This is a genomic window from Kamptonema animale CS-326, assembly GCF_028330895.1.
Classification (GTDB): domain Bacteria; phylum Cyanobacteriota; class Cyanobacteriia; order Cyanobacteriales; family Microcoleaceae; genus Kamptonema; species Kamptonema formosum.
Window position 1 is genome coordinate 1 of the sequence record NZ_JAQMUA010000302.1, and the last position, 10320, is coordinate 10320.

The 10320-nt window shown below is 43.6% G+C and carries 12 protein-coding genes; 7 read left to right on the plus strand and 5 right to left on the minus strand.

Annotation, left to right across the window (positions count from 1 at the left end; all coding sequences use genetic code 11):
- Window positions 1-50: 50 nt before the first annotated feature.
- Window positions 51-1025, minus strand: coding sequence for a cysteine synthase A (locus PN499_RS17645; protein WP_272033404.1), 975 nt, complete (start codon window positions 1023-1025; stop codon window positions 51-53).
- 375 nt (window positions 1026-1400) lie between these two features.
- Between PN499_RS17645 and PN499_RS17650 the strand changes: the two genes are divergently transcribed.
- Complete coding sequence (locus tag PN499_RS17650) at window positions 1401-1865, plus strand: Coagulation factor 5/8 type-like protein (RefSeq protein ID WP_272033405.1); 465 nt, start codon at window positions 1401-1403, stop codon at window positions 1863-1865.
- A 12-nt stretch (window positions 1866-1877) separates the two neighbouring features.
- On the opposite strand, the gene PN499_RS17655 is transcribed toward PN499_RS17650, so the two are convergent.
- Together PN499_RS17655 and PN499_RS17660 are read right to left on the minus strand one after the other, a co-directional pair.
- A complete protein-coding gene (locus tag PN499_RS17655; RefSeq protein WP_272033406.1) occupies window positions 1878-2459 on the minus strand; it encodes a Uma2 family endonuclease in 582 nt (193 codons plus the stop codon).
- Between the two features lie 81 nt (window positions 2460-2540).
- Window positions 2541-3179: a peroxiredoxin gene (locus PN499_RS17660; protein WP_272033407.1), complete on the minus strand. Its 639-nt coding sequence runs from the start codon at window positions 3177-3179 to the stop codon at window positions 2541-2543.
- A gap of 154 nt (window positions 3180-3333) precedes the next feature.
- Between PN499_RS17660 and PN499_RS17665 the strand changes: the two genes are divergently transcribed.
- The 4 genes from PN499_RS17665 (at window position 3334) to PN499_RS17680 (ending at window position 5640) form a co-directional block, all read left to right on the plus strand.
- Complete coding sequence (locus PN499_RS17665) at window positions 3334-3612, plus strand: hypothetical protein (protein ID WP_007354213.1); 279 nt, start codon at window positions 3334-3336, stop codon at window positions 3610-3612.
- Between the two features lie 349 nt (window positions 3613-3961).
- The gene (locus tag PN499_RS17670; RefSeq protein WP_007354214.1) at window positions 3962-4306 is read left to right on the plus strand and encodes a hypothetical protein; all 345 of its coding nucleotides are present in this window, start codon (window positions 3962-3964) and stop codon (window positions 4304-4306) included.
- Window positions 4307-4559: 253 nt separating this feature from the next.
- The gene (locus PN499_RS17675; protein ID WP_272033408.1) at window positions 4560-5354 is read left to right on the plus strand and encodes a YdcF family protein; all 795 of its coding nucleotides are present in this window, start codon (window positions 4560-4562) and stop codon (window positions 5352-5354) included.
- A 58-nt stretch (window positions 5355-5412) separates the two neighbouring features.
- Window positions 5413-5640: a hypothetical protein gene (locus PN499_RS17680; protein ID WP_272033409.1), complete on the plus strand. Its 228-nt coding sequence runs from the start codon at window positions 5413-5415 to the stop codon at window positions 5638-5640.
- Between the two features lie 85 nt (window positions 5641-5725).
- Here PN499_RS17680 and PN499_RS17685 read toward each other — a convergent pair whose 3' ends face one another.
- Both PN499_RS17685 and PN499_RS17690 read right to left on the minus strand, forming a co-directional pair.
- The gene (locus PN499_RS17685) at window positions 5726-5956 is read right to left on the minus strand and encodes a ferredoxin-thioredoxin reductase variable chain (RefSeq protein WP_272033410.1); all 231 of its coding nucleotides are present in this window, start codon (window positions 5954-5956) and stop codon (window positions 5726-5728) included.
- A 566-nt stretch (window positions 5957-6522) separates the two neighbouring features.
- Window positions 6523-8457, minus strand: coding sequence for a protein phosphatase 2C domain-containing protein (locus PN499_RS17690; protein ID WP_272033411.1), 1935 nt, complete (start codon window positions 8455-8457; stop codon window positions 6523-6525).
- A 163-nt stretch (window positions 8458-8620) separates the two neighbouring features.
- On the opposite strand from PN499_RS17690, the gene PN499_RS17695 reads away from it, so the two are divergent.
- Both PN499_RS17695 and PN499_RS17700 read left to right on the plus strand, forming a co-directional pair.
- Window positions 8621-9133, plus strand: a complete 513-nt coding sequence (locus PN499_RS17695; RefSeq protein ID WP_465249966.1) for an NfeD family protein — start codon at window positions 8621-8623, stop codon at window positions 9131-9133.
- 146 nt (window positions 9134-9279) lie between these two features.
- Complete coding sequence (locus PN499_RS17700) at window positions 9280-10257, plus strand: SPFH domain-containing protein (protein WP_272033412.1); 978 nt, start codon at window positions 9280-9282, stop codon at window positions 10255-10257.
- The last annotated feature ends 63 nt before the right edge of the window (window positions 10258-10320 follow it).

Consider the following 10320-nt stretch of genomic DNA (forward strand, 5'->3'; position numbering starts at 1 on the left):
CAATACCGCCCAGAGGGCGGCGTTACGGATATGTTCGCGACAACACTTTTTTAATCCGGCGACAAACCTTTTCCAGCTAACCATTCTCGATTAAATAGCCGCGATTGATAGCGAGAACCGCCATCGCAAAGTACAGTCACAATTGTATGTCCCGGCCCCATTTGCTTCGCTAATGCAACTGCCGCACCGACATTAATTCCTACGGAACCACCCATAAATAATCCGTCTTTTCTCAACAGTTGGTAAATCACCCGCACGGCTTCCGCGTCGTCAATTTGAATGGCATCATCTATAGGAGCATTTTCCATATTAGCAGTAATTCTGCTAGTGCCAATACCTTCAGTAATTGAGCTACCTTCTATCTTAATTTCCCCAGTTTTAACGTAACTGTAAAGACCGCTACCCTTCGGATCTGCCAAAATGATTCTAATGGCTGGATTCTTTTCTTTTAAGAAGATTCCCACACCAGCAAAAGTTCCTCCCGTTCCCGTTGCTGTCACCCAAGCATCAATTTTACCATCTGTTTGTGCCCAGATTTCGGGGCCAGTTGTTTCATAATGTGCTTGACGATTAGCTAAATTATCAAATTGATTTGCCCAGATTGCATTATCTATTTCTGATGCCAATCTTCCAGAGAATTTGACATAGTTATTCGGGTCTTTGTAGGGAAGAGCAGGTACGGTACGGACTTCCGCCCCTAATGTTCTCAATGCGTCTATTTTTTCTTGAGATTGGGTATCAGGAATTACGATTAGGCATTTATAACCTTTAGCGTTGCATATATGAGCTAAACCGATGCCAGTATTGCCTGCGGTTCCTTCTACTACTGTCCCACCTGGTTTTAATAAGCCTTTGTCTTCGGCATCTTTGATAATATAATGGGCGGCTCGATCTTTCACAGAACCGCCGGGATTAAGAAATTCTGCTTTGCCGAGAATTTCGCACCCAGTTTCATCGCTGAAGCTGTTTAATCGGATTAGGGGGGTGTTGCCAAGAGTGCCTACAAAACCGTTTTTGATATCCATGCTATTTGTGTTTTTATTTACTACTAAATTTTACAATAAATTCTTATTACTCATTATATACACAAAGGTTTATACTTAAGAAATGGAAGATTTCACTGGCTCGTGGGCAAAAGGGAGCTATGATTCACCTCAACAGTCGTTACAGGAACACTTTCTCAAGCATGGTGACGAAGTAGGGGCAGAAGATGTTACCCAATATCTGCGAAAAGCAGAGGAATTTAAGATTGCAGCTAAAAAAGGGTCACGGAAAACCAATGTTTCAGGAGCAACGCCAGGGGTGAAAAGGTACTCTAAGAATGGGCGGTACATTGACCTAGATTCTGATAATAACATAATTTCATTTGGATCGTATTAGCAATTTTCAGGAGTAAACGTATGAGTCTCGACCATGATTTTTTACTTTTGCCTGAAGGGAAAGTTAATTATAGAGATTACACAAAATACTTTCGTAACCCTTCCGCTGTGAAACTTCACGATGATTTTATTCATTACGTTAATGATACATTAAAGTGGGTATCTACCCTCAACCCCGATCATCCTAAAGAGTGGCAAGGTTATGGCTTAAATCTTTACGGGGTGACAATCATCAATAAACAGGGAGCCGAAGTTTTTCATCATGTGGTTGAGTCATGGGCAAAATTATTTTCAAAAGCTCCTGCAAAACTTCAGCTAAGGGGTCATTGGATATCTGATATAGATGATGAAGGAGTAGAAAGTGAGCCGTATTACGAACAGTTAGAATTTGATCGAGATATGGTAGTCAAAAATTTGATAACTCTGGCAACCTACGCTGATAAAACTTGTGGTGGGGATTTTTTCATTTTGCATCTGGGAATTTGACTGTAAATAAGATTACCAAATCTTACTCATATTAAGCACAAATCCCGGCAAAATAGGATCGCCGCTAATTGTAGCTGGATTTTCCAAACATTCTTCTGGTAAACCTGGACGATAAATATAAACTCTGCGATTTTTTCGATCGATTAACCAGCCTAACTTTACTCCCGGTTCCCTCATATATTCTGCCATTTTTTCTTGCAAGGGTTTCAAGTTATCGGAAGCAGACCTGAGTTCTACTACAAAATCAGGACAAAGTGGTACAAATTTATCTTGCTGTTCTTCTGATAAAGCATTCCATCGTTCCAGTTTCATCCACGAAGCGTCTGGGGACTTGTCACCAACTGACAGCTTAAATCCAGTGCTTGAGTCAAAACAAATACCCGTTCCGTCTTGCTCTGTCCAATTATATAACTGTGCAAATATGCTACCGCTGCGATTGCCTGTTGTTCCTCCAGTGGGGGGCATAATTAGCACTTCTCCTGATTGATTTCGTTCGATTTGTAAGTCGCGATTAATTTGACAGAACTCAAAAAATTCATCTTCTGTCATTTGCATTTTAGGCGGCATACGTAACACTATCGGAGATGAGAGCATAATTTTTTCCTTTATTAAAATATGCTTGCAGAGGCGCAATTAATCGCGCCTCCATTACCATCGGACGACAGAAATCTAATACTATTTATTAGGTTGAGGAGTCATCCGCAAGTAAGGCTTAATTACTTCGTAACCTTTGGGAAATTTCTGTTTCAACTCTTCAGGATCTTTGATCGAGGGTACAATTACACAATCTTGACCATCTTTCCAGTTAACAGGGGTAGCGACGCTATATTTGTCTGTGAGTTGTAGAGAATCAATTACCCGCAAAATTTCATCAAAGTTACGACCGGTACTCGCAGGATAGGTAATGTTCAGACGCAGTTTCTTTTGGGGATCGATGACGAAAACTGTACGGATTGTTAAGTTGTTCAAGGAGTTGGGATGGATCATGTCATAAAGGTCTGACACTTTCCGATCTGCGTCAGCTAAAATAGGATAATTTAGGCTAACTTTTTGGGTTTCCTCAATGTCATTAATCCAGCCTTTGTGGGACTCTTCATTATCGACGCTGAGGGCTATGGTTTTGACACCACGCTTTTCAAATTCGGCTTTGAGACGGGCAACTTCGCCTAGTTCGGTGGTGCATACTGGTGTATAGTCGGCGGGGTGTGAGAAGAGTACTACCCAGCTATCGCCAGCCCAGTCGTAGAAGTTTATTTCTCCTTCGGAGGAGGCTTGAGTGAAGTTGGGGACTGTATCGCCTAATCTCAGGGCCATAAGTTATTTCCTCTAGTTCTATTTAAGGTCAGTTCTCTATGATGCCACAATCCTCCGGTTTTCCGGTAGGCTTTGAGATTTTTTAATTTTTCTTGCTCTTAGTCGCGCTTTGGATTAATTTATTTTATAGTTACTCTGTTTGTAAGTATAAGCTATGTTTCAAATGCTTTACTTTCTAATTCGAGCTATAGAGCCTTTTTTGGTACCGTTGTGCTTTGTCTGTGCTTGGGCGTTGATGTTGCTGCTATTCTGGAACATTGGAAGTGCGATCGCAGACTCGGTTAAGCGGGCTAAGCGGATGCACCAAATTCCTTGTGCTAATTGTGCATTTTTTACGGGTGACTATCACCTCAAGTGTCCCGTTCAGCCGAAAATTGCTTTATCTGAAGATGCGATCGACTGTTCTGATTATAGAGGGCGATCGCTTTATTAAGTTCAGGACTTACGCAATTCTCCCATTCCCAGTCTAGCAAAGCCATCTCCTTGAAAATGTTGGGATTGCTTAGCTTTATAGAGCGCGATCGCTTTATATAGCAACTGCCAAGGTTATTATAGTATTTCTTAGCTAGATGAGGTACTATATCGGAGCTTATTGCCGATTGCCCATTGAAACTAATTCCTATCGGGAATATCGATAAAACAGGGAAGAGGAGATGCCAAGCCTTAGTTAGCCTAAGAAGCTCGAAATTAATATTTATGGTTGAGGTCAGGAAGTAAATAGTAACTTAGGTTAGTTAATAAAACTTAGTATAATATACGAACTATAAAATTCCTCACAAACCATGCTAAAAATTTCTATCCCCCCAGTAGGTTTAGCCGGAGGTATTTCAATGTGGTTGTTTCTAACACTTGGCTTTCGATTCACTGGGTATACAATGCCTTTGAGTATCTGCTTAGGTATTCTTGGAGGGACGGCTTGTGGCTTAGTTCTGACTTGGTGGAACACTGAGGAGGAAAAACCAATAAATGTAGATGAGATAGCAAGTGAAAAACTCGCAGAAAACTTGCCTAATTTCCTCGTCCCAGAATCAGCAAAAACTCAACCACAAAAAAAGTTACAGTCGTCGAATCGTTCTACTGGTAGAGCCGTCACCTTACTTGATTGGTTATTTAGAAAAAAAAGATAGAAGAAGGGGCTAGGGGCTAGGGAAAGATGGGGAGGATGGGGAGGATGGGGAAGATGGGGAAGATGGGGAAGAAAATCCGCCATTCTCCCAAATTAGCAATTGCAGAACTTACGCACCCAACCAAAGAAACCGGGTTTTTTTGACGAAAATACTTCGTTTTTACCCACAGATTCTCTCAAAAACCCGGTTTCTAGGGCCATGAGCGTAAGTCCTACATTAGCAATTAGCAATTAGCAATTAGCAATTACCAAAAATGTTTTTATTTCTGTCTAAACTACTGCCTTTATTTTTCTATCCATTGGGATTAAGTTGTCTGTTAATAATTTTTGCTTTAGTAATGTTCTGGAAACGTCCTAGATGGGCGGCGGGGGCAATGGCCCTGGCACTAACTATTTTATTAACACTGAGTAATGGCTGGATTGCTCAAAATTTAGTGCGATCGCTCGAAACTCAAAATCTGCCGCCGACACCAATTCCCCAAACTAGAGCTATAGTAGTTTTAGGCGGTGGCATCAAGCCAGCTTTACCCCCTCGACCTTGGGTAGAAGTCGGCGAAGCAGGCGATCGCATCCTCTACGGATCTCAGCTTTATCGCCAAGGCAAAGCCCCCTGGCTCATTCTCAGTGGTGGTAGAGTAGAGTGGAAAGGAGGAGGCCCACCAGAGTCAGCAGATATGGCAGAAATTGCCCAAGCTATGGGCGTACCTACATCAGCCATTCTCCAAGATCCAACCTCTCTCAATACCTACCAAAATGCCGTTAATGTCCGCAAGATTTTAAAAGATAATAACATTCTAGGGCCGATTTTACTGGTAACATCAGCCTTACATATGCCGCGATCGCTCCTAATTTTCCAGCGTCAGGGAATAGAAACAATTCCCGCACCGACAGACTTTTCTATAACACAGCAGGATATGGAAGCATCTCAAAGTAGTTTGCAAGCTGTACTTTTAAATCTACTGCCAGATGCCTATAATTTACAGCAATCAACAAAAGCCTTAAAAGAGTATATCGGACTAGCAGTATATCGGCTGCGGGGTTGGGTGTAATTGTGTTAGCTTTGGGCTAATCAATACCAACTTTTGCCGCAGCAGGAACCTACAAATCATGTTCCCTCACGAATTGCGAAACATCGTCCCCGAACCGCCTGTACCAGCAGAAATTCTCAAACAGTATCAAATTACTAGGGAATTTTACCAAGAAGTAAAATATCGCCAAGAATTTGAGAGTTACTGCCAATGGTATTACAGCACAGCTAAGCAACACCAGCAGGAATTGCAGAAAATGCAAGGCGATTTTAATATTCTGGGATGGTTTCGCCGAGGAAAACGATAAGAAGGAAGAAGGGAGAGGAATTAGGAGTTATGAATTATGAAATCAATTTATAACTCAAAACTCAAAACTCAAAACTTTTCCCTCCTCAGCTATTTTGAATGACTTCCACTTCGTCCTCTTTGAGGTGTGCCCTAAATTTTTTGTTGAACTGGACTTGAATAGGCAAGTTGGCACTTACGGGTCTGCCTTGCCATTCGAGAACTATCGCCACCACATCTCCTTCCATACCCTGAAGATCGAAGGGTTGATTACGATGTTCGGGATGGTGGTAAACAACGACAGATTTTTGGATGCAAACGCGATCGCCAACTTTCATAAAAAAATTCGGTAAGTGGGAAACGAGCGAGTCTTTAGACCCTTTGACAAGCTCAGGACAAGCCTGAGAGGGAAACGACGCGGGTGATTTTAATCACCGTGAATCTTTGTTGCCATTACCGCGCAAGGGAATTGCTTGGATCGGTGTGCTTTTGTACTGCACTTTCAACGGGACAATTACCGTCTCAACCCTCGCAATCCTGTAGGCATAATGTTTGCTCTTTCGAGCCTCCCTTACGGGGTAAAGTTAGCTTCGCCAAAGTTATCAGGGCTTGTTAGGCTTACAGCACTGTCCCAGTGACTTTAGGACTGTTTAACCGTAAGCGACAGAGCAGGGGACTAGATTCGGACAATCTTTCTATTTTTACATACAACTACACAGATTCAGGGGTGGGAGTGTCAAGAAAATTAAGATAAATTCTCCCCGCTCCCCGGCTCCCCTCCGATCGATTAAAAATGCAAAATTAAAAATTAAAAATTAAATTTCGCAATTTTTAATTTTGCATTTTTAATTTTTAATTGATTAAGTTGCTCCCCCGCTCCCCATCTCCCCCGCTCCCGACTTCACTACTTAGTCGGCGAGGAAGTATTAGGGAACAAGGGGATTTGCTCATTTTTTTGCTCCGAGACTTGGCGATTGTGATACCATACAGCTCCAGCACCTCCTACTAAAAGCAACGCTAACAGCCCTAGCACAGGCACTAAGCCCTTCAATTTCTGCTGTCTTCGGGGGGATTTAGCTCCAACCGTTTCAGGGTACAGAAGTGCCTTAGAAGCTGCGGAAAGCTCAGATTCAAGAGTCTCTGTTGTATTGGGTAATTGAACTGGATTGAAGAACACCAATTTCTCTGGAGAAATCCGGCAATGAACGATTACCACCGATGTATTGTCATAACCATTTTTATCATTAGCCAGACGAATCCAAGACTGAATAGCGGACTGTAAAGAAATCTCGCCCTTTAACACCGCAGGTGCATAATCTGCCCAAGATTTTTCTACCCAGTCATTATCGCTAAGACCGTCAGAACACAGCATTAACAAACCATCTTCTTCCACAATAAAGCGCTGAATCGAAGGATGCAGATATTCCCCTTCCCGCGTACCCAGGGCTTGGGTAAGGGCTCCCGCATCCGAACGCAATTGCGCCTCCCAATAGAGACAATTACCTAGGCGGACTTCTCTGGTAGCCACGTCGTCATCGACAGTCAGGCGACAGCAACTATATTCAGTTAGCCAATAGGCGCGACTATCCCCAACATTAACTAAGTAGAGTTCGTGAGAATTATTTAATTGCTCGACATCGGAAGTTTTAACTTGCTGGGGTAACTGGAGAGCCATCACTAGAGTGGTTCCCATACGTTGCCTTAATTCTCGCCCTTGTTCGTTGTTTTGGGCAGCAATTACATTGTTTACTACCCTAACGCTCTCTTCGAGTTGCCTGCTGACGACCTCTGGGGGAGTCAAATCTGGCTGTTGAGCTATTTCTACTAGGAGAGTTTGGATTAATGGTTTGAGGGACTGTACTCCTAGTTGGCTTGCTATTTCTCCGCCTTCGTGGCCGCCTACTCCGTCGCAAACTATTGCTAGGTAAGGAATCTGTGGGTTGCGAGTGGGGGTTTGAATTTGCGGTAAATCTGAATTTTGAGGGTAATAGCTGTCTTCGTTGTGGTCGCGCTGAGGCCCTGTATCGGTGGCTCCAGCTATTTCTAAGTGTAGGGGTAATTGAGCGGCGACTTCGAGCAGTAGCAGGTTGAGCTCTGGCGCGATCGCCTCTACAGTTGCGCCACTACGACGCAAAAGCATACAAATTTCTTCTAGTCCTTGTTGTACTGATGGTTGTGCTGCTTCTACCCAAGGAGTCCAAAGTTCTGCTAAATCCCGCAATGTTGGTTTGAATTTACCTCCGGGAAGCAGTTCCAACAACCGCACTCGCCAACCTTCAACCCGAATATTCTCGGCCGCCAGTAAGCTAGAAGCTACTCCCTCGGCGGATAGTGGAGTCCACAGTTGCAGAATTTGCCACAGCCAATAAACTTGACGAACTGCTGATGTTCCTAGCCAAGCTTCTACAATAGAAGGATGGAGGCGACCGATCGCATCTACTGGTGCATTTTCTAACAACAATACCTCTGGTGCTTCCTCCGATTCTCCCAGTTGACAAAAACCATAAACCTCTGGGACGTGAAGTCTGTGGGGATAGAGGTGGAGGTAAGGAAGGATCGCATCAGGCAGTTGTTCGGGGGCATTAGGGGGTTCTCCCGGTCTGGTATCGAGCCAAACTTGAGGCTCGATCGCAAAGTAGCGATCGCCGATTTCGCTACCCTGTGGTACTTGTTCTGCTTCTGGGCCTACTGCCCACAGATATCTATAGATCAAATGGGTTTGGCAAGCTTCGCACTCCCGGCGACCCAAGGAATTCCGAGGCTGAGGGCAGGCTAAGTTGGGGCAATAAATCCCTTGGGAAGAAAGGCTAATCATGTCAAAAATTTTGTCTAAAAACATTATAAAGTTATTTGCTTGAGAGAGCTAAATTACTGGATGTGAGAATAAACTGATTTTAGCCCCTATTAATTTGTCAAATGTATCCTCTACGTTGAAATTTTAGTTTGAGCCGTGCAGCATTGAGGTAACTGTAATTTAAGTTACTTAATCTCGAATACTTTTTATGAGTGCGATCGCGACAATGAACACCATCAGCTTATTTGCTGGGGTTGCTAATATCTCCACCCCGCAACCGATTTTATCTATATTCTCATCTCCCACTGAGCTCTGGTTGCTGGCGGGAGCCATGCTTTGCTTGGCGGAGCTATTTCTACCCACTGCTTTTGTAGCATTTATGATGGGACTGAGCGCTTTTACCGTAGCTCTTGTGTCTTTAGTTTTACCTAACGTTAATTTGCAGGTGGTACTGTGGATGGCATTCTCGGCAGTTTTTGTACTGGGATCTCGCCGCTTAGTCCCAAAGCGCAACGCCAAAGTGCTTGAAGATGCTAAGGAAGCCGAAACTTTGACAGAAATTCCGGCTGGAGGTGCGGGAAGAGTGATTTATCAGGGTAACTCTTGGCGAGCTCGTTGTGCAGATGATGCTGTCGCGATCGCACCCTCCCAGAATGTGATTGTAGTAGGGCGAGAAGGTACTACCTTGATTGTGATGCCAGAATACCTACTACATTCTTGAATAGGGGTTAGGGGCTAGGGGAAGAAGGGGAAGAAGGGGTTAGGGTTAGGGGAAGAAGGGAAGAAGGGAATAGAATCAGGGGGTTTGATGGAAACCAGAATGTCCTCACTACTTTGGTGGTTACTATATATTTAGGAGAAATTGAAATGGAAGGATTTTTTTTACTGGTATTTCTAGCATTAGGGGGTTCTGCGATCGCGGGTTCCGTTAAAATTGTTAATCAAGGGAATGAAGCCTTAGTCGAAACCTTGGGTAAATATAGCGGCAAAAAATTGGAACCAGGTCTTAATTTTGTCACTCCTTTTATAGATCGCATCGTCTATGAACAAACTATCCGCGAAAAAGTCTTAGATATTCCCCCCCAAGCCTGTATTACCCGCGATAACGTTTCTTTTACAGTAGATGCGGTGGTCTACTGGCGGATTATGGACATGGAAAAAGCCTACTATAAAGTAGAAAATCTTCAGTCAGCAATGGTAAATATGGTGCTGACACAAATTCGCTCGGAAATGGGTCAACTCGATCTAGAACAAACCTTTACGGCCCGTTCTCAAATTAATGAAATTTTACTCCGAGATTTAGACATTGCTACCGATCCTTGGGGAGTGAAAGTAACGCGGGTAGAATTGCGGGATATTGTTCCTTCCCAGACAGTGCAAGAATCAATGGAATTGCAAATGGCGGCCGACAGGCGCAAACGAGCAGCAATTCTGACATCTGAAGGGGAACGGGATTCGGCAATTAATAGCGCTCAAGGTAGAGCAGAAGCTCAAGTTTTGGACGCACAAGCGCGTCAGAAATCGACAATTTTGGAGGCCGAGGCGCAGCAAAAAGCGATCGTTCTCAAAGCTCAGGCGGAACGCCAAAGTCAAGTTCTTAAAGCTCAGGCGACTGCTGAAGCATTGCAAATTATTGGCAAAACTCTGGAAAATGACCCGAATGCTCGCGAAGCACTCCAGTTTTTACTAGCTCAAAACTATTTAGATATGGGCCTAAAAATTGGTAGCAGCGACAGCAGCAAGGTGATGTTTATGGACCCGCGTAGTATACCTGCAACTTTAGAGGGAATGCGCTCGATTGTTGGTAATGAGGTGACAAAAGCTGATTTGAAGCATTTGTCTTAGGATGTAAGAGCTAGCAGGGCTATATCATGTCCGGTTAAATACTTGTCATTGTTCGCTGTGCTC

What these genes read in the sequence shown, in the direction of transcription:
- PN499_RS17695 (WP_465249966.1), top strand. Translation starts at nt 8,621, where the DNA reads ATGAGTGCGATCGCGACAATGAACACCATCAGCTTATTTGCTGGGGTT.
- PN499_RS17645 (WP_272033404.1), bottom strand. Translation starts at nt 1,025, where the DNA reads ATGGATATCAAAAACGGTTTTGTAGGCACTCTTGGCAACACCCCCCTA.
- PN499_RS17660 (WP_272033407.1), bottom strand. Translation starts at nt 3,179, where the DNA reads ATGGCCCTGAGATTAGGCGATACAGTCCCCAACTTCACTCAAGCCTCC.
- PN499_RS17655 (WP_272033406.1), bottom strand. Translation starts at nt 2,459, where the DNA reads ATGCTCTCATCTCCGATAGTGTTACGTATGCCGCCTAAAATGCAAATG.
- PN499_RS17665 (WP_007354213.1), top strand. Translation starts at nt 3,334, where the DNA reads ATGTTTCAAATGCTTTACTTTCTAATTCGAGCTATAGAGCCTTTTTTG.
- PN499_RS17690 (WP_272033411.1), bottom strand. Translation starts at nt 8,457, where the DNA reads ATGTTTTTAGACAAAATTTTTGACATGATTAGCCTTTCTTCCCAAGGG.
- PN499_RS17680 (WP_272033409.1), top strand. Translation starts at nt 5,413, where the DNA reads ATGTTCCCTCACGAATTGCGAAACATCGTCCCCGAACCGCCTGTACCA.
- PN499_RS17650 (WP_272033405.1), top strand. Translation starts at nt 1,401, where the DNA reads ATGAGTCTCGACCATGATTTTTTACTTTTGCCTGAAGGGAAAGTTAAT.
- PN499_RS17685 (WP_272033410.1), bottom strand. Translation starts at nt 5,956, where the DNA reads ATGAAAGTTGGCGATCGCGTTTGCATCCAAAAATCTGTCGTTGTTTAC.
- PN499_RS17675 (WP_272033408.1), top strand. Translation starts at nt 4,560, where the DNA reads ATGTTTTTATTTCTGTCTAAACTACTGCCTTTATTTTTCTATCCATTG.
- PN499_RS17700 (WP_272033412.1), top strand. Translation starts at nt 9,280, where the DNA reads ATGGAAGGATTTTTTTTACTGGTATTTCTAGCATTAGGGGGTTCTGCG.
- PN499_RS17670 (WP_007354214.1), top strand. Translation starts at nt 3,962, where the DNA reads ATGCTAAAAATTTCTATCCCCCCAGTAGGTTTAGCCGGAGGTATTTCA.